The organism is Corynebacterium sp. CCUG 69979, from assembly GCF_024454095.1.
In the GTDB taxonomy this organism is placed as follows: Bacteria; Actinomycetota; Actinomycetes; order Mycobacteriales; family Mycobacteriaceae; genus Corynebacterium; species Corynebacterium genitalium.
In genome coordinates, this window is sequence record NZ_JAGPZA010000003.1 from 43769 (window position 1) to 67929 (window position 24161).

Annotated in this window: 18 protein-coding genes; 5 read left to right on the forward strand and 13 right to left on the reverse strand. The window is 63.3% G+C overall.

Annotated elements, in window-relative coordinates:
* Positions 1–119 precede the first annotated feature (119 nt).
* Together KBX18_RS03055 and KBX18_RS03060 are read right to left on the reverse strand one after the other, a co-directional pair.
* Positions 120–1424: a MaoC/PaaZ C-terminal domain-containing protein gene (locus tag KBX18_RS03055; RefSeq protein WP_255994771.1), complete on the reverse strand. Its 1305-nt coding sequence runs from the start codon at positions 1422–1424 to the stop codon at positions 120–122.
* Between the two features lie 5 nt (positions 1425–1429).
* Positions 1430–2764, reverse strand: coding sequence for a 3-oxoacyl-ACP reductase (locus tag KBX18_RS03060; protein WP_370687217.1), 1335 nt, complete (start codon positions 2762–2764; stop codon positions 1430–1432).
* A gap of 203 nt (positions 2765–2967) precedes the next feature.
* On the opposite strand from KBX18_RS03060, the gene KBX18_RS03065 reads away from it, so the two are divergent.
* Entirely contained in the window at positions 2968–4263 is a 1296-nt protein-coding gene (locus KBX18_RS03065; protein WP_305082912.1) for an acetyl-CoA C-acetyltransferase, read from the forward strand.
* A gap of 48 nt (positions 4264–4311) precedes the next feature.
* Positions 4312–6408 (forward strand): acyl-CoA dehydrogenase family protein, encoded by a 2097-nt coding sequence (locus tag KBX18_RS03070; protein WP_255994773.1) that lies wholly within the window; start codon positions 4312–4314, stop codon positions 6406–6408.
* 233 nt (positions 6409–6641) lie between these two features.
* Here KBX18_RS03070 and lipA read toward each other — a convergent pair whose 3' ends face one another.
* From lipA to sucB, 7 genes are all read right to left on the reverse strand, one after another.
* Positions 6642–7736, reverse strand: a complete 1095-nt coding sequence (gene lipA / locus KBX18_RS03075) for a lipoyl synthase (protein ID WP_255994774.1) — start codon at positions 7734–7736, stop codon at positions 6642–6644.
* 59 nt (positions 7737–7795) lie between these two features.
* The gene (lipB, locus tag KBX18_RS03080; protein WP_005289474.1) at positions 7796–8533 is read right to left on the reverse strand and encodes a lipoyl(octanoyl) transferase LipB; all 738 of its coding nucleotides are present in this window, start codon (positions 8531–8533) and stop codon (positions 7796–7798) included.
* Between the two features lie 130 nt (positions 8534–8663).
* Positions 8664–9059, reverse strand: coding sequence for a glycine cleavage system protein GcvH (gene gcvH / locus KBX18_RS03085; RefSeq protein ID WP_255994775.1), 396 nt, complete (start codon positions 9057–9059; stop codon positions 8664–8666).
* Positions 9060–9061: 2 nt separating this feature from the next.
* Positions 9062–10150: a glycine cleavage system aminomethyltransferase GcvT gene (gcvT, locus tag KBX18_RS03090; protein WP_255994776.1), complete on the reverse strand. Its 1089-nt coding sequence runs from the start codon at positions 10148–10150 to the stop codon at positions 9062–9064.
* A 3-nt stretch (positions 10151–10153) separates the two neighbouring features.
* Positions 10154–13048, reverse strand: coding sequence for an aminomethyl-transferring glycine dehydrogenase (gene gcvP, locus KBX18_RS03095; RefSeq protein WP_255994777.1), 2895 nt, complete (start codon positions 13046–13048; stop codon positions 10154–10156).
* 60 nt (positions 13049–13108) lie between these two features.
* Positions 13109–14866, reverse strand: a complete 1758-nt coding sequence (locus KBX18_RS03100; protein ID WP_255994778.1) for a dihydroxyacetone kinase family protein — start codon at positions 14864–14866, stop codon at positions 13109–13111.
* Positions 14867–15016: 150 nt separating this feature from the next.
* A complete protein-coding gene (gene sucB / locus KBX18_RS03105; protein ID WP_005289482.1) occupies positions 15017–17215 on the reverse strand; it encodes a 2-oxoglutarate dehydrogenase, E2 component, dihydrolipoamide succinyltransferase in 2199 nt (732 codons plus the stop codon).
* A gap of 136 nt (positions 17216–17351) precedes the next feature.
* Between sucB and KBX18_RS03110 the strand changes: the two genes are divergently transcribed.
* Entirely contained in the window at positions 17352–17747 is a 396-nt protein-coding gene (locus KBX18_RS03110) for an oxidoreductase (RefSeq protein ID WP_255994779.1), read from the forward strand.
* 19 nt (positions 17748–17766) lie between these two features.
* On the opposite strand, the gene KBX18_RS03115 is transcribed toward KBX18_RS03110, so the two are convergent.
* A complete protein-coding gene (locus KBX18_RS03115) occupies positions 17767–19326 on the reverse strand; it encodes a leucyl aminopeptidase (RefSeq protein ID WP_255994780.1) in 1560 nt (519 codons plus the stop codon).
* A gap of 89 nt (positions 19327–19415) precedes the next feature.
* Between KBX18_RS03115 and KBX18_RS03120 the strand changes: the two genes are divergently transcribed.
* Positions 19416–20537, forward strand: a complete 1122-nt coding sequence (locus KBX18_RS03120) for a branched-chain amino acid aminotransferase (RefSeq protein WP_040423587.1) — start codon at positions 19416–19418, stop codon at positions 20535–20537.
* Here the strand turns inward: KBX18_RS03120 and KBX18_RS03125 are convergent.
* Both KBX18_RS03125 and KBX18_RS03130 read right to left on the reverse strand, forming a co-directional pair.
* Positions 20534–21571: a nicotinate-nucleotide--dimethylbenzimidazole phosphoribosyltransferase gene (locus KBX18_RS03125; protein ID WP_005289491.1), complete on the reverse strand. Its 1038-nt coding sequence runs from the start codon at positions 21569–21571 to the stop codon at positions 20534–20536. The two genes, KBX18_RS03120 and KBX18_RS03125, sit on opposite strands and share 4 nt — an antisense overlap.
* A 14-nt stretch (positions 21572–21585) precedes the next feature.
* Positions 21586–22335, reverse strand: coding sequence for a DUF3043 domain-containing protein (locus KBX18_RS03130; protein WP_255994781.1), 750 nt, complete (start codon positions 22333–22335; stop codon positions 21586–21588).
* Positions 22336–22580: 245 nt separating this feature from the next.
* On the opposite strand from KBX18_RS03130, the gene KBX18_RS03135 reads away from it, so the two are divergent.
* Entirely contained in the window at positions 22581–22925 is a 345-nt protein-coding gene (locus KBX18_RS03135; RefSeq protein WP_005289494.1) for an iron-sulfur cluster assembly accessory protein, read from the forward strand.
* A gap of 114 nt (positions 22926–23039) precedes the next feature.
* Here KBX18_RS03135 and KBX18_RS03140 read toward each other — a convergent pair whose 3' ends face one another.
* Entirely contained in the window at positions 23040–24101 is a 1062-nt protein-coding gene (locus tag KBX18_RS03140) for a S41 family peptidase (RefSeq protein ID WP_255994782.1), read from the reverse strand.
* Between the last annotated feature and the right edge of the window lie 60 nt (positions 24102–24161).

Here is a 24161-nt window from a genome sequence, read left to right on the forward strand (position 1 = left end):
CTTATCGACGTCCCCCACCCGCCACGTTCCTACCCAGCCCCATCCGGGACAACGACAAACCCGCGGCCGCCACAAAGGGGGAGTGGGGCCGCGGGTTGTCGTCGATAAGCAGGCTTGGGCTAGAGCGCCTTGATCTCTGCGTTCAGGTGCAGCTTCTCCGGCTTGGAGGAGCCGCGCAGCTGCAGCTCGTAAGAGCCGTCACCCTGCTCGATGGTCCACAGTGCCACCGACGCCGGGATGACAACAGGCTTGACGAACTCGACGGAGTAACGCAGCGCGCCCGGCAGCTTGCCCTCGAGCGGAGCGAGGACCGCGGCAGCAGAGTACATGCCGTGCGCGATGACCGCCGGGAAGCCGAACAGCTTCGCACCCACGTTGGATGTGTGGATCGGGTTGTGGTCGTTGGAAGCATCCACGTACGCGTTGACGTTGTCGCGGTTCCAACGCCAACGGGCATTCGGCTTGAACTCTGGCAGCTCCGGCTTCGGCAGAACCTTGCCGGTGTCCTCGCCGCGGGTGGTCACAGCCAGCTCGGCGTCTTTGGCGAACTTGGCACCCATTGCGAGGAAGCTCGAGGTCTGACGCCATACGACATCGTTCTCACCCTCAGGGGTGACCTCGGTGATCATGTCGACGATCAGGCCGCGGCGGTGCGGGCGCAGGTTCTGGCCGTAGCAGCGGATGTTGTAGGTCTCATCGACCGTGAGGGTGCGGGACTGCTCAATCACATTGGACACGTGCACCGCACCGATTGCCGGAACCGGGAAGTCCGGGCGGGACATCAGGTCCATGATCATCGGGAACGCCAGCACGAAGAAGTACGTCGGCGGGATCTCATTGCCCAAGCGCAGCCCAGTCGCGGAGGTGTACGCGGCGAGGTTGTTCTTGTCGATCTCCACTCCGTCGACCTGGATCGCCGATGTCGGATCACCCTTCGCGGAGCGGGTCTCACCCACGACGGGCAGAGCGCCCATGAAGATCTTGCGGTTAATGGCCTTCAGATCCGGCACGGCCTTGAGCGTTTGGAAGTCGCGGGTCTTGCCGGACACAATGCGCTCGTTGTGGGTCTCAGCGCCAGCGTTAGCGTCCGTCTCTGCCTTGACCTCCTCGGCCTTAGCCTCTGCGTCGGCCTTGACTTCCTCTGCCGTGGAGGAGACCTTCTCCTGGACGTCCTCAACCTTGTCGGCCACAGTGTTCTTGACCTCTTCGGCCTTCGCGGCAGCCTTGTCGGCGAGGTTCTCGGCGCGATCCTGAGCTTCTGCGGCAGTCGCCTTCGCCGTGTCGGCGACGTCCTCGGCCTTGTCTTCTGCCTTGGCGGTGGCCTGCTTTGCGTCAGCCTTGACCTCGGCAGCCTTTGCCTCGGCCTGCTGCTGTGCGTCGTCCTTGGGGTCCTTCTCCGGACCCTTACCTACTGCAGTGGTCATGTTTTTTAAGCTCCAACCAGGTTCTGGCCGCAGACGCGGACGGTGTTGCCGTTGACGGAGGTCGACGACGGAGCGGAGAAGTACGCAACAGTCTCAGCAACGTCGAGCGGCTTACCGCCCTGGCTCAGGGTGTTCAGTCGGCGAGCCACCTCACGAGTGGTGAACGGGATGGCATCGGTCATCTCAGTCTCGATGAAGCCCGGAGCCACAGCGTTGATGGAGCCGCCCTTCTCAGCGATCTTGTCGGCAAGCGCATCGACGAAGCCGACCACGCCAGCCTTGGTGGTGCCGTAGTTAGTCTGGCCGCGGTTACCGGCGATACCAGAGGTGGAGGAGACACCGACGATGGCCGGCTTGTCAGCGAATGCGTCAGCCTCAAGCAGAGCCTCGGTGATGCGCACCGGTGCGACCAGGTTGATGTTCTGGACCATGTTCCAGCGGCTGTCATCCATGTTGACCAGCAGCTTGTCGCGGGTAACGCCAGCGTTGTGAACGATGGTGTCGATCTTGCGGCCGTAACGCTCCTGAGCGTGCTTAGCAATCTCTTCCGCAGCCTTCGGGTCTGTCACGTCGAGCGGCAAAGCGGTGCCCTTGACCTTGTTGGCGGTCTTGGCCAGGCCTTCACCAGCCTGCGGAATGTCCACGCAGATCACCTTGGCACCGTCACGGGCCAGGGTCTCTGCGATAACGGCGCCGATGCCGCGGGCGGCACCGGTGACCACGGCGAGGCGGCCAGCCAGCGGCTTCTCCCAGTCTTCCGGCTGATCAACATCGGCCGGGGTGACGCGGATGACCTGGCCGTCGACAAACGCGGACTTGCCGGACAGCAGGAAGCGGAGGGTGGACTCCACCTTGGAGATCTGGCCGCCGTCGATGGAGGGGTCCACGTACACCAGCTGGACGGTGCCGCCCTTGCGCATCTCCTTTGCCAGCGAGCGGGTGAAACCTTCCAGCGAGCGCTGTGCAATGCGCTCATCTGTGCCGTCGACCAGCTCCGGGGTGGTGCCGATGACGATGATGCGGGCGTTGTCCAGCACCTTCTTCAGCTGCGGGTGGAAGAACTTGTGCAGGGCCTCGAGCTCCTCCGGCTTGGTCAGGCCGCTGGCATCGAACACGATGCCAGCACGCTTGGTGTCTGCTTCGGCCTTCAACAGCTTGTAAGGGCCATCGAGAAGCTCGGCCAGAGCCGGAGTCAGACGGCCCTCACCGCCAACGACGACCGGACCGTGGAGCAGGGGCTCACCCTGCTTGTAACGACGCAGCGGGTAACCCTGGGGGACACCAGCCTTGGCAGCGAGAGGGGAGTTGATGAACTGTTCGAGGAGGCCTTGGGATGCCACTATTTTCTCCTTCATATAGGCACGTACTGAGGCAAGGGCAACCGTGCGAAATCGGTGGCTCTGTGTCGGATACTATTATAAGATCACTATGGTGACGAACCTTACAAAGGAATGACTTTGTAAAGTGCCAAACAAAAGTCCGGAGAAAATCGCAGGAAGATCCTGGGTTTCTCAACGCTTTTCACGGAAGTGCAGGAATAAGCATGAATGAACCTCGCAAGGTAGCCATCCTCGGCGGTAACCGCATCCCGTTCGCTCGGTCCAACAAGGAATACGCCAACGCATCCAATCAGGACATGCTCACCTCGGCCCTCAACGGCCTAGTGGCGCGTTACGGTCTGCAGGACCAGGAGATGGGTCTCGTCGTCGGTGGTGCTGTGCTCAAGCACGCACGCGACTTCAACCTCGTGCGCGAATCGGTGATCGGATCTGAGCTGGCATCCACCACTCCGGCCTTCGACCTGCAGCACGCCTGCGGCACCTCGCTGACCTCCGCGATCCAGGTCGCTGACGCAATTGCTCTGGGCCGCATCGAGAACGGTATCGCCTGCGGCGCCGACACCACGTCGGACGCCCCACTGGCTGTGAACGACACGCTGCGTAAGACGCTGATCCGTCTGTCCAACGCCAAGTCCACCGCTGACCAGCTCAAGCTCGTCGGTTCCATCCGTCCGAGCCAGCTGGCTCCGGAGCAGCCGCAGAACGGCGAGCCGCGCACCGGCTTGTCCATGGGTGAGCACGCCGCCATCACCGCCCGCGAGATGGAAATCTCCCGCGAGGCCCAGGATGAGCTGGCAGCAACCTCCCACCAGAACCTGGCCAAGGCTTACGACGAGGGCTTCTTCAACGACCTGATGACCCCGTTCCTCGGCGTGCAGCGCGACACTAACCTGCGCCCGGACTCTTCCGTCGAAAAGCTTTCGAAGCTCAAGCCGGTCTTCGGCAAGAAGGACGCGGAGCAGCACGGCGGCACCGCAACGATGACCGCGGGTAACTCCACCCCGCTTACTGACGGTGCAGCGGCTGTCCTCCTCTCCTCCGAGGAATGGGCAAAGGAGAACAACCTGCCGGTCCAGGCGTACATCGTCGACTCCGAGCTGGCAGCCGTTGACTTCGTCTCAGGCAAGGACGGCCTGCTCATGGCTCCGACCTACGCTGTCCCGCGCATGCTCGAGCGCAACGGACTGACCCTGCAGGACTTCGACTACTACGAGATCCACGAGGCTTTCGCCTCCCAGGTGCTGGCCACCCTCAAGGCATGGGAAGACGAGACCTACTGCCGCGAGCGCCTCGGCCTGGACGCTCCGCTGGGCTCCATCGACCGTTCCAAGCTCAATGTCAAGGGCTCCTCTCTGGCAGCCGGCCACCCGTTCGCCGCGACCGGTGCACGCATCCTCGCTTCGGCTGCCAAGGTGCTGGAGCAAAACGGTGGCGGCCGCACCCTGGTTTCCGTCTGTGCAGCAGGCGGCCAGGGCGTCGTCGCGATCATTGAGCGCTAAAGCGCCAAGGCTTCACCTATTCACCACTCTCCGTAAAGGAACACAACCATGACCTCTGTTGAGGAAAAGGAAGGCCGCAAGGCCAAGCCGGAATCCCGCCAACCGCAGACGCTGCCAGAGACCCCCGATGCAGCTGTCGCGGGGAAGCTGAAGGATCTGCTTGACGGCGCATGGGGCGAGCGCAAGGACGACATCCGCGAGCAGCTCAACCGGGAAGAAGCCCTCCCGATGATCGAAGGCTCGGTTGAGGACATCCGCGCAGCCCTGCTGGAAAAGGTCAAGATGGTGGCTGGCTCCGGCATGATGCAGACCGCTTTCTCCGAAGCTAACGGCGGCTCCGGCGAGGCCCACGTGGGCATCCTGGGCCTGGACCTGTTGGGTCAGTTCAACGGCTCCCTGGCGATTAAGTCCGGTGTGCAGTTCGGCCTGTGGGGCGGCGCAGTCGACGTCCTGGGCACCGAGCGTCACCGCGAGTACGCGCAAGGTGCTATGGACCTGTCCATGCTCGGCTCCTACGGCATGACCGAGCGTGGCCACGGCTCCAACGTCCAGGACCTGGAGACCACCGCGACCTATGACCCGGAGACCCAGGAGTTCATCATCCACTCTCCGTCTCCGTCGGCGACCAAGGTTTACATCGGCAACACCGCCCGCGATGGCCGCTGGTCCGCAGTCTTCGCCCAGCTCTACACCCCGGGCGAGGAAGAGTCCCACGGTGTGCACTGCTTCGTTGTGCGCATTCGCGAGGATGACGGCTCCCCGGTCGAGGGCGTCAAGATCGGCGACCACGGCCACAAGGGCGGCCTGCTCGGTGTTGACAACGGCACCCTGACCTTCGACAACGTCCGCATCCCGCGCGAAGCGCTGCTGAACCAGTTCGGCGATGTCGACGAGGCCGGTAACTACACCTCCCCGATCGAGTCGAAGAACCGCCGCTTTTTCACCATGCTGGGCACCCTAATCCGCGGCCGTATTGCCGTCGGTGCTGCCGGCGCAGGCGCGACCAAGTCCGCACTGGCCATTGCCACGAAGTACGCGCACCAGCGCCGCCAGTTCGACTACGGTGACGCCGGCCGTGAAGACAAGCTGATCGACTACCGTGCGCACCGCCGCCGTCTGATCATCCCGCTGGCCCGCACCTACGCTATCCAGCTGCTGCAGAATCAGCTGACCCAGCGTTACGCGGATCAGACCGCACGTCAGGCATCCGGCGAGTGGTCCGTGACCGACCCGACCAAGGCGCAGGCCCTGGCATCCCGCGAGATGGAGACCCTGGCTGCAGCGTTCAAGGCCGTCGCGACCGAGCACGCCACCGACACCATCCAGGAGTGCCGCGAGGCGTGCGGTGGTGCCGGCTTCATGTCCGAGAACCTGCTGACCACCTTCCGCGCAGACACCGATGTGTACAACACGTTCGAGGGCGACAACACCGTTCTGCTGCAGCTGGCCGGCAAGAACCTGCTCACCGCGTACACCAGCGAGATGGCTAACCCGTCTGCGATGGACATTGTGAAGTACGCCGCCACCAACGTGACGGACATCTTCCGCTCCCGCGCTGGCCTGGGTGCCACCGTCCAGTCCGTGGTGGACACGTTCGCGAGCGAAGAAGCGTCGCTTTTCGACGCTGACTACCAGCTCAAGGTGATCCAGCTGCGCGAGCAGCTGGTGATGCGTTCCCTGATCCGCCGCATCCAGGGCGCACGCAAGCTGTCGCGTGCCGAGGGCGCAAAGGTCATCGACAAGGCCCAGGACCACATGCTCAACGCCGCATGGGCGTACATCGAGAACCTGATGGTCCAGGCCATGATCGAAGCAGAGCGTTCCCTGCCGGTCGGCTCCACCGAGCGTGCCGTATTCGAGCAGGTCCGCCACCTGTTCGTCTTCGACACCATCATCCGCAACGCTGGCTGGTACCAGGAGCAAAACGTCATCTCCTCCGGCCGCGTCAAGGCAGCCCGCGCCGCCATCAACGACCTGGTCGACTCGCTTGGCCCCTGGTCTGAGGTTCTCGTGGACGCTTTCGCAGTCCCGTCCGTCGTGCTCGACCGTCCGATCTTCAAGGACGGCGGCACCGACGCCTCCCGCGACAACCCGGAGGCGTGGACGGTTGGGTCCAACGTCCCGACCACGGCGAAAGAGAACTAACTCTACGTAGCTAGTCGCTTAGACGAGCAAGGCCTCCCGGATCACATCCGGGAGGCCTTAGCTTTTCGAGTGCTTCTCAGCTCTAGAATACTACTCGCTGTTTTCTGGAATACTGCTCATCTGTAAACCCAGGTCAAAAGCATGCAGTTCCGCCTATGTGTCCGAGCAGTATTCTATCCGGCAGGGAAGGGGGCGGGACGACCTGAATGAGATCCCGGCCCCTGATGTAGCCGCTAAGCCGACGGCATAGACAGGCCTGGCAAGCCCAGCGAGACAGACGGGCGGCCAGCAGAGACCACCGGCGTCTCCTGGGACGGGCCGTACTTGTTCAGCAGGGTAGAAGCTTCTTGGTCGGTCGCACCCTGAGAGGTCTGTGCGAGGTGCTTGAGGTTCTCCGGCAGTTCACGGCCGTGGAACTTCATCGCCTCGACGTAGAGCTTGCCAGCACGGTAGGAGGAGCGAACCAGCGGGCCGGACATGACCGCAGCGAAGCCCATCTCGTATGCGGCGTCGCGGTACTCAATGAACTCCTCCGGCTTCACCCACCGCTCAATCGGGTGGAACTGCGGGCCGGGGCGGAGGTATTGGGTAATCGTGATGATGTCGGTGCCGGCTTCCTGCATGTCCTGCAGCGCCTCGAGCACCTCTTCGCGGGTCTCGCCCATGCCCAGGATGAGGTTCGACTTGGTGATCAGCCCGTAGTCGCGTGCCGCCTGGATGACCTCCAAGGACCGGTCGTAGCGGAACGCCGGGCGGATGCGCTTGAAGATGCGTGGCACCGTCTCCAGGTTGTGCGCGAAGACCTCCGGTTCAGCCTCGAACACCTGCTGGAGCAGGTCGGGCTTACCAGAGAAGTCAGGGGTAAGGTTCTCCACGCCGGTGTGCGGGTTGAGCTCGTGAATCTTGCGCACGACCTCGGCGTAGAGCCAAGCACCCTCGTCATCCAAGTCATCACGGGTCACGCCGGTGATGGTGGAGTAGTTCAGCTCCATCTCGCGCACAGACTCGGCGACGCGCAAGGGTTCTTCAGGGTCAAGCGGTTCCGGTTTCGCGGAATTGATCATGCAGAAATCGCAACGGCGGGAACAGTTCGCACCGCCGATGAGGAAGGTGGCCTCGCGCGATTCCCAGCACTCGTGAATGTTGGGGCAACCGGCCTCCTGGCACACGGTGTGCAGCGACGCACCGGACACCTTGCGGCGCATGTCCTCGTACTCCGGACCCGTCTTCACCGCATTGCGGATCCACCGCGGCTTCGACTCGATGGGGGTTTGAGCGTTTCGCTTTTCGACGCGCCTTAGCTTGCGTCCTTCTTCTGCCACAGTCACACCATCCAGGTTAGTGCTGCCTTACTAGCGTGTCGAATATCTACGATGCGATTGCCCTACTACGGGGTCGGTGCCGCACCAATCGTGTGGTCGGAGACGTGGAGTTCGCCGGAAAGGGCGCGGGAGAGAGCGTCGACAAGCGTGGGCGTGATGGCATCGGGGGTGATGTCGCGGCCGGTCTCGAGCGACAAGGTGGTCACATCCGCGTCGTTGATGCCGCAGGCGATGATGTGTCCGAAGTACTCGAGTGTGTTGTTGCAGTTCACTGCCAAGCCGTGCATAGTCACACCGCGCGTGACGCGGATGCCCAGCTGAGCGACTTTGCGGTCGCGGCGGAACGTGGCCGGGTCGGCCGGGACCCAGACACCGGAGCGGCCCTCGATCCGACCAGCATCGGCAACGCCGAACTCGCGCACAGCGAAGATCATCGCTTCTTCGATGCGGCGCACGAAGTCGACCACGTCCACAGGATCGGCGAGCTTGATGATGGGATAGGTCACCAGCTGGCCCTCACCGTGCCAGGTGATGCGCCCGCCACGGTCGACCTTCACCACGGGCAGGCCGTTGTCGGGGAGGTCTTCCGGCTGGGTGCGCTTGCCGGCGGTATAGGTATTGGGGTGCTGCAGAACCAGCAGGGTATCGCCGATCTCGTCGTTCGCGCGCTGGGTAGCGAGGTCCGCCTGCATGTGCCAGGTTTCTTCATAGTCCACAAGGCCGAGATTTCGCACGTCAAGAGGTGAATTATCAGCGCGGATCGATTTGTCGGCGGGGAAGAACGGATCGCGGGGAGCAGTCATGGGTTCATGGTAGCGCTACCTTTTTAGTATGGCCTTTTAGCCTTTCCGGCGTGATCTCACCTGGGGAAACGTCGCGGAGATGGATCAGAAGGCGATACTAAAAATGTATGAAGCTCCCGACACCGGCGAATTAGACGCCGTTGGCGGAAGCGTACTCGTCGGCGGTCATGAGCGGGCCGACCGCGGAAACCTCGACCTCGAAGAGCCACCCCTCGCCGAACGGGTCGTTGTTGATGGCCTCGTAATTGTCCTCGATGGACTCGTTCACGGCCGTGACGGTGCCGGTGACGGGGGAGTACAGATCCGAGACCGACTTGGTGGACTCAACCTCACCGCAGGTCTCACCGGCGGTGACGGTGTCGCCGACAGCAGGCAGCTCTGCGAAAACGATCTCCCCGAGGCGCTCGGTAGCCACGGAGGTGATGCCGATGCGCACAGTCTGGCCCTGAATGGCGTCAGCGGCAGCGTTGACCCACTCGTGGTCCTCGGAGTAAGAGAATTCCTGGGGCAGCGTGATGTCGGCCATGGTTACTTGTCCTTTCGGGAGTAGAAGGGGGTTTCGCTGACCGTGTAGGCGTAGCGCTTACCCCGGATGTCCACCTCAACCTTAGTGCCTGGCTCGGCGTGATTTGGGTCAATGTGCGCCAAAGCAACGGGGTGACCCAGCGTGGGGGAGGGCTGGCCCGAAGTAACGGTGCCAATCTGGGTGTCCGAGCCGTCCGCGAGGAAAACAGTAGCGCCTTCGCGGGCTGCGCGTCGTTCCTCCGAGGTCAACCCCGCGATGACGACGGTCGGCTCGCGGCCGGTCAGCGCCTGCTTGCCCACGAAGTCCGCCTCTTTCTTCGCAAACGCCCGTCCCATCCCAGCTTCCACCGGGGTGATGTCTGCGGTCAGTTCGTGGCCGTAGAGGGGCATGGAGGCCTCGAGGCGCAGGGAGTCGCGGGCGGCGAGGCCGCACGGGGTGCCTTTGTCGACGACCGCGTCCCACACCTTTTGTGCGTCCTCGCGCATGCAGAACAGCTCAAAGCCGTCTTCGCCTGTGTAGCCGGTGCGGGCGACGAAGACCTCAACAGGCGAGTCCTCGGACTTCAGGCGCATCCACTCGCCCGAGTAGTAGGCGAGGTCGCCGGGGGTGCCGTCGATAAGCGGCTCGAGCACCTCGAGCGCACGCGGACCCTGGACTGCGACCAGGGCGACCGCTTCGGAATCGTTGCGGATCTCCACGTCGAAGTCGCCGACGCGGGCCTCGAACGCCGCCCAGACTGCGCCGGTGTTGCCGGCGTTGGGCACGACCATGAAGTGATCGTCGGCAAATTTGTACGTGATCAGATCGTCGATGATGCCGCCATCGTCATTCACGATCATCGAGTACTTCGCCTTGCCCACCTTGAGGGCGGAAAGCGAGCTGATGAGAACGTAGTCGAGGTACGCACCGGCGTCGGGGCCTTTCACGTCGATCTCACCCATGTGCGACAGGTCGAAGATGCCCACGTCGTTGCGCACGGCGCGGTGTTCCTCGAGCTCGCTGCCATATTTCAGAGGCATGGTCCAGCCACCGAAGTCGGTGAAGGTGGCGTTCAACGCCTCGTGGGCAGAGTGCAGTGGTGTTTGGGGCATGACTTAGATCCTGTTCTCTTCGGTGACAGTCGGGTCGCGCTCTTCATCGACGTCGCTTGCGGCAATATCGAAAGCCTCCGGCGGCGGGCAGGCGCACACGAGGTTGCGGTCGCCGTAGGCCTCGTCGATGCGGCGCACCGGCGGGAAGTACTTGTTGGTCAACAGCGAGTCGACCGGGTAAGCGGCCTCTTGGCGGCTGAACTGGTAGTCCCAATCACCGACGACAACGCTGCGGGCGGTGAACGGTGCGTTGTGGACGACAGAGTCCTCGTAGGCGATCTTGCCGTCGATGATGTCCTGGATCTCCGCGCCGATGGAACGCATCGCGGTAATGAACCGGTCCAGCTCGGCGAGATCCTCGGATTCGGTGGGCTCGATCATCAATGTGCCTGCCACTGGGAACGCCAAAGTGGGGGCGTGGAAGCCGTAGTCGACGAGGCGCTTGGCCACGTCGGCAGCGGTCACGCCGCACCGGTCGGTCAGCGGGCGGAGATCCACGATGCACTCGTGCCCGACCAATCCGTTGTTGCCGGTGTACAGCACCGGGAAAGAGTCGTTGAGCTCGTGCGCTACGTAGTTGGCGTTGAGGATCGCGTTGCGGGTCGCAGACGCGAGGCCCTCTGCACCGGACATGGCGATGTACGCCCACGAGATCGGGAGCACGCCCGCAGAACCGTACGTGGTCGACGCGATAGGCACGCCGGCGCCCTCAGGAGCCTCCTGCGCGGCCTCAGAACCGCTGACCTGCGGATCAGACGGCAGGAACGGAGCCAGGTGCTTACCCACACCGATCGGGCCGACACCCGGTCCGCCGCCACCGTGCGGGATGGTGAAGGTCTTGTGCAGGTTGAGGTGCGAGCAGTCGCCGCCAAAGTCGCCGGGGCGGGCCAAGCCGGTCAGGGCGTTCATGTTCGCGCCATCGATGTAGACCTGACCGCCGACGGCGTGGACCTTCTCTGCGACCTCGGACACAGTGTCCTCGTACACACCGTGCGTGGACGGGTAGGTGATCATGATCGCCGCGACGTGCTCGCCGTACTGCTCGAGCTTCTTATCCAGGTCTTCAATGTCGATGGAACCGTCATCGGCGGTCGCCACGACGACCACGCGCAGATTCGCCAGCGTTGCCGAAGCAGCGTTCGTGCCATGTGCGGATGCCGGGATGAGGCAGATGTCGCGCTCGGTGTCGCCGTTGGCCACGTGGTAGCGGCGCATCGCTAGCAGGCCGGCCAGCTCACCGGTCGCGCCGGAGTTCGGCTGGACGGACACGGCATCGTAACCGGTGATTTCCACAAGCCAGCCGTTGAGCTCGTCGATCAGCTCGCGCCAGCCTTCGGTGTACTTGTCCGGCGTGAACGGGTGCACGTTGGCAAAGCCCGGCCACGTAATCGCCTCAAGCCCGGCAGTCGGGTTGAGCTTCATCGTGCACGAACCCAGCGGGATCATAGTGCGGTCGAGCGCCAGATCCTTGTCGCCGAGTTTGCGGATGTAGCGCATCATCATCGTCTCGGAGTGGTGCGTGTTGAATACCTCGTGCGTGAGCACGTCACTGGTGCGCAGCAGTGCTTCCGGCAGGTGGTTCTCGGCACCTGCTGCCGGCTGGTCAATAATGCCGAAGCCTCCGAGCAGACCGACCAGGTCGGCCTCGTCGGTGTCCTCACCAAAGCTCACGCCCACCGTGTCGGCGTCGATCGCGCGAACAAGATAACCGTTCTCAGCCAGCGCATCGACAATGCCTTGCGCACGGCCGGGCACCTTCACCGCGACAGTGTCGAAGAAGTTCTCGTGCGCGAGCTCCAGGCCCGCATTGCTTATCGACGCAGCAAACCGCCCCGCCCACTCATGCACCTGCTGCGCAATCTCGCGCAGGCCCTCCGGCCCGTGGTACACGGCGTACATGGACGCGGTGACCGCCAGCAGCGCCTGGGCGGTGCAGATGTTAGAGGTCGCCTTCTCGCGGCGGATGTGCTGCTCACGGGTCTGCAGCGACAGGCGGTAGGCGGGGAAGCCCTCAGCGTCGACCGAGACGCCGACCAGGCGGCCCGGCATCTGGCGCTTGAGCTTGTCGGTGACAGCCATGTAGGCGGCGTGCGGGCCGCCGTAGAACAGCGGAACACCGAAGCGCTGGGTGGTACCCACCGCGATGTCTGCGCCCATCTCGCCCGGGGACTCGACCAGCAGCAGCGCCAGCGGATCGGCAACCACGGTGGCCAGGCCGCCGCGGGAGTGGATCGCCTCGATAACCGGCCGAGGGTCGGTGATGTCGCCCTCTGTGCCCGGGTAGGCGATGACAACTCCGACGAAGTCTTCTCCGACCAAGTTGGAATCCAAAGCGGTGACCTCAACCTCGAGGTCCAGGGCGCGGGCGCGCTCAGCACCGACGGCGATCACCTGCGGGTGGAGACGGGAGTCCAGGATGACGCGGCGGCCCTTCTTCACGGCGCGCGACATCAGGCCGATGGCTTCAGCAACGGCAGAAGCTTCGCACAGGAGAGATGCGTTAGCCATCGGCAGGCCCGTAAGGTCCTGCACCATTGTTTGGAAGTTCAGCAGCGCCTCTAGACGGCCCTGGGAGATCTCCGGCTGGTAGGGGGTGTAGGCGGTGTACCAACCTGCATCTTCCACCACACCGCGGCGAATCACTGGTGGGGTGACCGTGGAGGAATACCCCTGGCCGTGGAAGGCGCGCAACACCGTGTTCTTGCCAGCTAGTTCGCGAAGGCGGTTCTGCGCCTCCTTCTCGCTCAGCGGCTCAGGCAAGTTCAGTGGCTGCTTGAGCAGGATTCCGGGGGGTGTTGCAGCGTCGACAAGCTCGGCGATTGAGCCGTAGCCAACGCGGTCGAGCATCTGCGCGCGTTCTTCATCAGTCGGGCCGATGTGGCGGGTGATGTAGTCCACGGTTCTCCTTTAGTTTCCGGGGTGATTCAGTTGGTCTCCCACAAGTTTAAGTGAGGGGTTTTAGAACTCGTCCACAGCTGCTTCGCCGAACAGCCACGTAACGGCAATCGCGCCGGGGTCGGGCACATCGGAGGCGGATTCGCCCAGGTAAGAGGCGCGTCCCTTCTTCGCTGCCATGCCGCGGGTCGACTTCGCGCCCTTGACTGCCGGCTCGAAAACGCGCTCCAGAACCTCATCGATGGATTCGGCGCTGGTGATGTCGGAGGCGGCCTTGGCGGCGGGAGCCAAAGCGTCGATAAGCGTGTTGTCTCCCTCCTTGGCGCCGCCGAGCTCCGTGATCGCCTCGACACCGTTGTTCAGGCCCGTCGCCAGCGTCTTCGCAAAGGCTCCCGCGCCCGCGTCGCGCGAGTCCACGCCGGTTTCAGCGAAGGCGTCGCTCATTTCGCGGAAGAACGTGCCCAGGACCGCGCCTGAGGTGCCGCCGGCACGCACGAGCATGCGGTGGGCGAAGAACTCGAGCGCTTGCTCGTCGGAGCACTTCAGCGGGGTCGTGATGTCGCCGAAAGCGGCTTCCATGTTCTGGCCGAAGTCGCCGTCGCCGGCAATGCGGTCGAGCTCGGTGAGGTCGTCGAAAGCGCCAGAGAGGCGGTCGACAAACGCGCTGAGCCACTTGTTCTTCTTGCCGTTGACCGGCTGTTCAAAATCATCCTCCATCGCAGCAAGGGCGAACTTCGGGTTGACGGCAGCGGCGGGCCAGGCAGGGGCAGATGTCTCGGCATCGAGCAGCTCCAGCATTTCTCGGTTGACCTTCGTCAACGTCAGCGAGACACCGGCCATGTTCAGAGAAGTCACCAATGAGCCGCGGTAGCCGCGCTTGACCTTGATGCCCTTTTCCTCGAGCTGCTTGCACGCCTCGCCGAAAACGAGGTCGAGCTCCAGCTCGCTCGTGCCGCCCAGCCCGTTGACCAGAAGAACAACATCGGTGTTCTCCTTGACCGTGACATCGGCCTTGTTGAGGGAAGTGATGATCCCGTCGAGCAGTTCCTCAACAAGGTTGGCTGCCGTCGGCTTCTTCACACCCGGTTTTTGCTTGCGGCGCTCTACACCAGGCTCGCCGTGGATGCCCACACCGATCTCGATCTCCTTCTCCTCAAGGTCGAAGGTTTGGCGGTCGCTGGTGGGCAAGTGGCCTGCCTGAAACGCCACGGCCATGCTGCGGGACTGGTCGGCAGCCTTCTGCCCCCACTTGACCACATCTTTCAACTCATCACCGCGGGCAGCAGAAGCTCCGGCAATCTTCTCCACGATGATGGTCGCGCCGGTACCGCGCCGGCCGGGGGAGTGATCGTTGTCGATTTCAGTGGCGACATCGTCCGCCACGATGATCTGGCCAACTTCCCCCTCGACGGTGTTCGCCGCCACGGTGAAGTTCATGACATCGCCCGTGTAGTTCTTCACCACATGGACCACACCCTTGCCGCGGTCAGCCCACTCGGTGGCGGCGATGACCTGGACGGCGTTCGGGGAGGTGAACACCAGACCTGGGCAGGCCGCGTCCAGCATGCCCTCCCCAATGAAACCGGCGTGCATCGGCTCGTGGCCGGAACCGCCGCCGGAAATCACGCCGACCTTGCCGCGCTGATTGCTCTCTTCCTGTGTGCGTTTGCGGCCGATGAACCCTTCGCTGTGCCACTCGGCGTCCGGGTGTGCAGCAACCAGGCCACCGATCGCCTCCTCGATGAAATCTGCCGCATCGTTTCGGAAGGATTTGAAGGTCTCGGTCTTCTTCTTTTTCGCGCTGTCCTGTGCCTTTGTCATACCTCCAGTCTAGAGGGATCGGCGAGGTGGCGTGCCCGGTTCGCAACCCGCACAGGGGTTGCACATCCGCGGTGTCGATGGGATCTGGGAAAGCTGAAACCCGGCCCCAGCCGAAGCTGGTACCGGGCTCAGTGCGCGGAGACTGGGGGCTTAGATGTCCAAGTCGTCCTGGAAGTCGCCGGCCTCGATGCGGTCCACGATGGTGGAGACGAAGCGGCCAGCGTCAGCACCGTCGACCAGCTGGTGGTCGTAGGTGAACGGCAGGAAGCACATCTGGCGGATCGCGATGGAGTCGATGCCGTCCTCGGTGACAATGACCGGGCGCTTCTGGATCGCCGCGGTGCCCAGGATGCCGGCCTGTGGCGGGGTGAGGATCGGGGTATCCAGCAGTGCACCCTCGGAGCCGATGTTGGACACCGTGAAGGTGGCCCCCGACAGGTCATCCGGGCGCAGCTTCTTGTTGCGTGCGCGCTCGGCGACATCAGCCACGCCCTTGGCAATGTCAGCCAGGGTCATGTCCTGAACGTTCTTCAGCACCGGCACGAGCAGACCCTGCGGGGTGTCCACCGCGACGCCAATGTTGACGGTGTCGTGGTAGGTGATCTCCTTGGTCTCAGCGTTGTAGGACGCGTTGACGTTCGGGTGGGAAACCAGAGCCTCTGCGGCGGCCTTGATGAAGAAGTGCAGGTACGTGATGTTCACGCCGTGCTTATCGACGAACGCCGGCTTCGCAGCCTTACGCAGCTCTGCAACGCGCGTGACGTCGGCCTCCTGGACGTGGGTGAGCTGTGCAGTGATCTGCAGGGACTCGACCATCTTGGCGGCCGTGATTTCGCGGATGCGGTTGACCTTCTGGGTCGTGCCGATCAGCTCGGACTTCGCCGGGTCCACAGACTTCGTGGACCAGCGGGAGCGCGGGCCAGCGTCCTTCTGCTCAGCGGCAGCAGCCTGGGTCGACTCAGCGGAGTCGGCGGAGCCACCCTGCGCAGCAGCCAGGACATCCTGCTTGCGGATGCGGCCGCCGACACCAGTGCCCTCGATGGAGTTGAGGTCCACACCGTGCTTGTCAGCCAGCTTGCGCACCAGCGGGGTCACGTACGGCACCTTGCCGCCGTTGTCGACCTTCGCCGAGGTGTTGGTGGACTCAGCGGAGTCACCTGCAGGCTTCTCGTCCTTCTTCGGTGCCTCGGACTTCGGCTTCTCGTCCTTGGCTGCCTGCTTCTCTTCCTTGACCTCAGGCTCAGCGGGCTTCTCCTCCTTTGCAGGGGGCTCGGAAGCAGAGGTGCCAGAGTCGTCGGAACCGGAATCGTCAGCAGCCGCCTCAGCGTCACCGACGCGGGCAATGACCTCGCCGACCTCGACGGTGTCGTCCTCTTCTGCGAGGATTTCCAGCAGAGTGCCCTCCACCGGGGACGGGATTTCGGTGTCGACCTTGTCGGTGGAGACCTCGAGCAGCGGCTCGTCGACCTCGACCATGTCGCCGACGGACTTCAGCCACGTGGTGATGGTGCCTTCGGTGACAGACTCACCCAGTTCCGGCATCTCCACGTCGGTGGACTCACCAGAGCCCTTCTTGTTGGTGGAGGACTTGTTCTCGGAGTCCTTCTTCGGTGCGTCAGCCGGGTTGTCGCCTTCGCCTTGTGCCGAGTTGTCGTCGTCGACCTCTTCGTCAGCGTCAGCAACATCGTCCTCGCCGCGGTTGGTCTGCTCCGGCTCGTCGGAAGCACCAGCTGCGTCAGCGTCACCAACACGGGCGATGACTTCGCCGACCTCAACGGTGTCATCCTCTTCCGCGAGGATCTCGACCAGGGTGCCGGCCACCGGGGACGGGATCTCGGTGTCGACCTTGTCGGTGGAAACCTCGAGCAGCGGCTCGTCGACCTCAACCTCGTCGCCGACGGACTTCAGCCACGTGGTGATGGTGCCCTCGGTGACAGACTCACCCAGCTCCGGCATTTCAACATCGGTGGCGCTTCCGGAACCGCCGGACTTCTTCGGCGCGGACTCCTCCTGCGCCGGCTTCTCGTCGGTCTCTTCCTTCTCTGCCTCTGCAGAGTCGTCCGAGTCAGCCGCATCAGAGCCGGAGCCGGAGTCACCGGACGGCTCTTCGCCCTCGTCGCCGACGACAGCGATGACTTCGCCGACCTCGACAGTGTCGTCCTCCTCAGCCTTGATCTCCAGCAGCACGCCAGCGACCGGGGACGGGATCTCGGTGTCGACCTTGTCGGTGGAGACCTCGAGCAATGGCTCGTCGACCTCGACGGTGTCGCCGACCTCCTTGAGCCACGTCGTGATGGTGCCTTCGGTGACCGATTCGCCCAGCTCGGGCATCTCTACAGAGTGAGCCATGGTTGTGTGTGTCTCCTATAAAAGTTTGCAGACGTTGAATCTCTTCCCAGAGTACTCGCTTCCCAGGCATCGCGTCCGCAAGTGTGATGTCCGCCAAATACGGGGGGTGCGACAGGGGAGGCCTACAATATTGACCGTGTTCAATCTGTTCGGCTCACGCAAGAAGAATTCCCCGTTCAAGCCGCCGCGCGGCCCGGGGGAGACTGTGCGGCCGGAAGATGCCCAGTATCTCAAGCAGTGGGCGGAGCGGCATGGGTTCGTCGAGGGCTTCGTCGAGCCGGAAACGATGGTCAACGAAATGTCAGTCGTGCTCGTTGCGGACAATGGCGAGTACACGCGCCGCAACATTGGGGGACCCAAGGGCATTGACGCGGTGAGCAAGATGCTGGGCATTTCGCTTTACGACGTTGAAGAGACCGGATACCCAGACCGCATGCGGAAACGGATGGAGCAGGAACGGATCCTGCGTAAGCGCGCCGAACAAAAAGAACGCCGCGCCAAGTTCGAGCGCGGCGAAGACCCTAACGTCTAGGCGACGGAGCCCTTAAACGTTAGGAGCAGATCGAACGAATCGTCTCCACGATGGTGCGCACCGGCACACCGGTCGCCCGGGCGGGAATGAATCCGTAGGGGCCGCCGGTGTTCCAAGCGGGGGAGGCGACGTCGATATGCGCCCAGGGGATCTCCTCGCCGTCGGCGGTCTCGCCCACGAACTTGGATAGGTAGGTGGCGGCGAATTCCATGCCGCCGAAGCGGTCCGAGTTGGCGTTTTTGATGTCGGCCACCTTGGAGGCGATTTCCTCGTCGTGTTCTTCCAGCATCGGCATGGCCCAGCCGGGTTCATCGATCTCGCGTGCCGTTTCGGCGATCTGGTCGCGCAGTTCGTCTGAACCCATGACGCCGAAGGTGCGCTTGCCCAGCGCCACCATCTGCGCGCCGGTCAAGGTGGATGTTTCGATGAGGTAGTCGGGGTGGTCCTCGCTGGCGCGGGCAATTGCGTCGGCAAGCACGAGGCGGCCCTCGGCATCAGTGTTGATCACCTCGGATGTCATGCCGCCGTAGTGGGTGATCACGTCGCCAGGGCGTTGCGCCGTACCGGATGGCATGTTTTCTGCCAGGGGAAGCCATGCGTCGACACGCACAGGTAGCTCGAGCGCAGCGATCGCGGAGGTAGCCGCGAGCACAGCTGCGGAACCTCCCATGTCCATCACCATCTGCTCCATCCCGGCGGCAGGTTTGATGGAGATGCCGCCGGTGTCGAAGGTGATGCCTTTACCGACGAGCGCCACGGAGGTGCCCGCGTTCTCTGGCGCCCAGGAGAGGTGGACGAGACGCGGCGGACGCTCAGAACCCTGACCAACGGCGGTGATACCGCCGAAACCCTGCTCGCGGAGCTGATCGTGGTCGAGTACCTCCACGGTGAGACCGCACCGACCGGCGACCGCAGTAGCGATGTCGGCGTAGTTGGCGGGGTAGAGCAGGTTCGACGGCGTGTTCACCAGGTCACGGGCGAGGGCGACCGCGTTGGCAACGGTGACGGCGGCATCGAACTGGTCGCGGTCGGCCTCATCGCCGATGACAGTGACCAAGGGGCGCCGCGCCGGGGTGTCGCTGTACCCCTCGACCTCGGCAGTTTTCTCTCCTTCGGCGGTGTCCGGGGTGGCCTTCTCCGCACTCTTGAGGCCGTTGTAGGCGTAGCCGCCGAGCAGCAGCCCCTCCACAGTCGCGCGGATGCCGTAGCTGCCCAGAACGACTGCGTTCGTGGAGTCCTTCAGCCCCCGCGCAGCCGCACCCATCGCGCGGCGCAGAGCGGTCTCGTCCAAACCGTCCTCACCAACACCGACGGCAACGAAGAGCACACCGTCGCTGACGAGCTTCGTGATTTCCCCCAACTTGCCCGTCGCCCCGAGGGACTCGAGCTGACGGTAAACCTCAGCACTGGTCAGAGGTGACGTAGGCATCGCCAGCTCCCCATCCTCCTGCAGGACGGGGATGATCCTCGTGTTCGCTGACTCGGCTCTAGCAATGTCGGCGGCGAACTCCAGCTGCGGCATGGTGCCGTGCGCCGGTAGCAGATCGGTGAAGTGGGGAAGTTTCGCGTGAGTGGACATGCCAGCGATCCTACTGGCCTCGCTGACTACGGATAACCCCCGGTCTGGACTATGGCAGCGCGGTCGGGGGCGGGAGTATGATTCCGGGTATGACGAACCACAACCTCCCTGAATTCACCGTTACAAAGAACGAGAATCCGAAGAGTGCGCAGGAGCGCGCGGAGATTCTGGAAAACCCAATGTTCGGTAAGAAATTCACCGACCACATGGTGTCCATCGATTGGACTAAGGATCAGGGGTGGCACAACGCGCAGGTGCGCCCGTATGAGAATGTCTCCTTCGATCCGGCATCGATGGTGTTCCACTACGGTCAGGCCATCTTTGAGGGGTTGAAGGCCTACCGTCACGCCGACGGCACCATCGTCACTTTCCGGCCGGAACAGAACGCGCGCCGTATGCAGAACTCGGCGGAACGTCTGGCTATGCCGGAGATTCCGGAGGAGCTGTTCATTGAGTCGCTGCGCCAGCTGGTTGATATTGACCACGAGTGGGTCCCGGAGGCCGGGGGTGAGGCGGCGCTGTACCTGCGCCCATTCATGATCTCCACGCAGGTCGGGTTAGGCGTGCACCCGGCTGACTCCTACACTTTCTTCGTCATCGCGTCCCCGGCTGGCTCCTATTTCTCCGGTGGCGTGAACCCGGTCAAGGTCTGGATTAGCGACGATTATGTCCGCGCCGCGCCAGGCGGTACCGGCGCAGCCAAGTTCGCGGGCAACTACGCCGCGTCTCTGCTGGCCCAGGCGCAAGCCGAAGAGAAGGGCTGCGACCAGGTGGTGTGGCTTGACGCTATCGAGCGGACCTACATCGAAGAGATGGGCGGCATGAACCTCATGTTCGTTTATGGCTCCGGTGACAGCGCCAGGGTGGTCACCCCGGAACTGTCTGGTTCGCTGCTTCCTGGCATTACGCGCGACTCACTGTTGCAGGTCGCACGCGACCTTGGCTTTACGACGGAGGAAGTGCGCATCACAGTCGACGACTGGCGCAACGGTGCCGAATCGGGGGAAATCACCGAAACCATGGCATGCGGCACCGCGGCTGTGATCACCCCGGTCGGCCACGTCGTGGGCAATGACGTTGACTTCACCGTCAACGGCAATGAAGCCGGTGATGTCACGATGGCAATGCGCGATCGTCTCACCGCGATCCAGCGCGGAGAGCATGAGGACACCCACGGCTGGCTGCACACCCTGGTGCAGGGCGGGAACTAAAGCACCGGGTCGCCGCTGGCGGCTTGGTTGTCAGCCTGCTGGCTGGCCTGGGCGCGCATCTCGTCGCGCACCAAGTCCACGGCAGCTTTGACCAAGGGAAGGGTGGCGGCTCCGCCAGTTGCTTGTCCCGTGGACATGTCCAGGGCAGCCACCGGCGTGAGATCAAGTGCTTGGAGGCAGACCATGTGGCACGGTTCCGGACTCAACTGGCCGGCGAGGAGCCATTCTTTCGTCCCCGGAGCGAGGCGCTCGGCGGTGTAGGCCGCAACGGCGGTGTATGCGCCGTCGATAAGCACTGGCGTACGCCGCACCGCGCATTGCGCAATGAACGCAGTGAGCGCAACGAAGTCCGGGGCCGAGATTCTCCGCAGCACTTCGAGGACATCCTCGCGCTGGTCGCGGACGCGGAACATGGCATCGCGCACCGCGGCGACTTTAGTCTTCCACACTTCGTCATTAATCCCGCTGCCGCGCCCAACGGCGACAGCCGGTTCCGTGAAGGTGAACGTGCCCATGACGGCAGCAGCGACGGTGGTGTTCCCCACGCCGAGGTCACCGAGCACGATCAGATCGCTGCCCGAATCGATCTCGTGATCCGCAGCGGACTTGCCCAATTGTGCGGCGCGCTCGAACTCGTCCGGGCTCATGGCGTCGTCGACATCGATGGGGCCGGACGGGGCGTCCACGTTGACGTCGATAAGGCGCACGGATGCCCCAGCATTCCGAGCGAGCGCACACACTGGTGCCGCACCGGATTGAATTTCCTGCGCTTGCACCGCCGACGCATCGGGAGTGAACGCAGAGACGCCGCGCTGCGCAATGCCGTGGCTAGCGGCGAACACGACCACTCGCACCGTGCCCAGGGGCCTCGGTGGAGCCTCGCCTTGCCGTCCAGCCACCCACGCACCGATGCCTGCCAAGCGGCCAAAAGACAGCCCGCGCGGATTCTGTGTCAACGCTGACTGGACTGCAGCCTCCGCAGACGCGTCAGGGGCGGGGACCGGATCGAACGCGAGCGAAAGAGGAGTAGACACGGCGCTGGCCCCTTCTACACCTTGGAACCGAGAGCGACCTGCGGCTTGGGCGTGCGCCAGTTGCGTGGCTGTGTCGCGCGGGAGAAGGCGTACATGCCCAGGCCAAAGCCGGTGTCGTTCTCCTCAGGGAACTTTTCCTTGACGGCCTTGTTGGCCTTGCGGCCGATGATGAACGCCTCTGCCAACACCGTCGCGATGAAAATCATCGACAACGTCGACAGCACCGCAGCCATCTGCGGCACGAACTGGCCGATGAGCATAATCAGCAACATCACGAACGCCGCCGGCATGATGTAGTTGGAGATGAAACGGCGCGAATCCACCCAATCGCGGACGTACTTGCGCACCTTTCCCTTGTCGCGGTCCATGAGGTACGCCTCTTCACCGGCGTCCATCTTGGCCTGCAATTCCTTGTTCTGTGCGCGGCGCTGCGCGCGCTCCTGCTTCTTGTAGTCCTTCCACTCTTCCTTGGACATGGACTTCTTCAGCTCTTTGCGCTTCTGCGCAGCCTGCGGAGTGGACATCGCGTTCGGGTCGCGGATCACACCGCGCTTGACCTCCTGGTCGTGGCGCTTCGGCGTGGGGCGCCCCTTCGGCGGAGTGTAGCCCTTGGGCAGTTTCTTCTCTGGGGCATTTTTAGCGCCGTCCGTGCTTGCCGTGCTGGTCGTGCTGGTCACCTCGGACTTGTGTTCAGCAAGATCGACTTTGGTGGAGCCGCCGGCCGCGGCGTCGGTCGCGTCAGTTTTCTGCCAGGGAAGTTTCACGCTCTCTAGGCTACAAGGCCGGTTTCTGTTACAGCCACACAGGGTCGACGCGTTCGTGCAGCTTGACGGCCGTGGCAGTGCGCCGGTTTCTGCTCCTGGAATGCAGTTCGCATCGTGGGTGTTGGACACGGTAGAAGTCCGCTCCTTCGCTCCAAGTTAGGGTGCACTAGCATCCGTTCCGGCTCGGGGAGTAGGCTCGGACCCCGAAACTGCAACACGGCCTCAATTGGCCAAGGAGATGTTTTATGACTGCACCGACTTCCACTACCGGCGTCAAGCTGACCGACGCAGCTGCAGCTAAGGCAAAGGCGCTGCTGGATCAGGAAGGCCGCAACGACCTGTCTCTGCGCATCGCTGTGCAGCCGGGTGGCTGCGCTGGTCTGCGCTACCAGCTCTACTTCGACGACCGCGACCTCGACGGCGACAAGGCCGATGTCGTCGGCGGTGTGCGCCTCGTCGTGGACAAGATGTCTGTTCCGTACCTCATGGGCGCAGAGATCGACTTCGCAGACACGATTGAGCAGCAGGGCTTCACCATTGATAACCCGAACGCCGGTGGCTCCTGCGCCTGCGGCGACTCTTTCAACTAAGACGAACGCTCCGCTGAGAGCGAGGATTGAATTAAGCGCCCCTCGGGGCGCTTAATTCTTTAGGTTGAGTACCGGTGCCAGCCGGTGCCCTAGCATCTATTCGCAGCCGTGCTCCTATTCGCAGCCGTGCTCCTCGCGAAGCCATGTCTTGGCCGCTGCCAAAGCAGCGTCGCTCGAATCAGTCTTTGTGTCGGGTTCGATTGGATCCTCCGCGTAGGTTTGGCCGGTACGGTCGCGGTTCCTGGCTGTGGTGAGCATCAGCTCGCTGCCGTCGGGGAATTCATAGACATTATTCGCCGAGGCGAACCCAGCGGTCGGCGTGCCGAAGCTGCGGGAATTGTCCAGACCGCGGAAGGACAGCATGGTCGCCTCACCGGAAGACGCGGTCGCGTCACTGACGAGCACAGCCGTCGGCGCATCCCATTTGCCACCGGTGGTTGAGAGGGGAGTGCCGCCGCTGCTGACTGAATTCCCCTCGACCTTCACCGGCATCGCATTGCCGGAAGCGACGAACTCGATCGCAGTGCCGTCGGGGATGATGGGAGAGAGACCCGCCAGCATAGGGCCCATGTCGCCGCCGTCGTTGGTCTGTAGATCCACGATTGCGCCGCATGCGCCGTTATCGCGGGCCTGCGTCAGGCCGTTCGACAGCTCGTCAGCGTAGCTCTGCACGTCGTCGTCGCGGTGGATACCGGGAACCGTGGCGATGGCGACGGCACTCTCCACGTTGACGGTGGGTTCGGATGCGCCGTCTTCGGCGTTTTCGTCATCAACGCGCTGCTGCTTTTCATCGGGGGAGATCAGGCGCGAGTGCTTACCGCCCGCGGCGCGAACCGCGTTGTTGAGATCTTCGCGCACTTCGTCGACAGAATCCGCCTTCTTGGCCACATCTTTGGCGTGCTCGCTCGCGGCCGAGAATTCCTCCGAGTCGCTGTAGATACCTTGCTCGGCCAGCTGAAGTACCGTCGAGGTGTAGCGTTTCGGTGAGTCCGTGCCCACAAAACGTGCCGTCCCCGTAGTCATCGCGGTGACGGCCGGGCCGTAAAAGTACACGGCTACTGCAGCGACTATCACCACGGCGAGGGCTAGCGCCCCGATCACGGTCCAGACTTTCCTTCGGTTTGTCTTGGTCTCGGACTTTCGCTGTAACTGCTGGTTGCTCTGCGCGTTGGTCATAGTGCGAATTGAACCGACAGAAGCACGAAAATTCAGTAACCCTGCTTATCCAATCGGGGT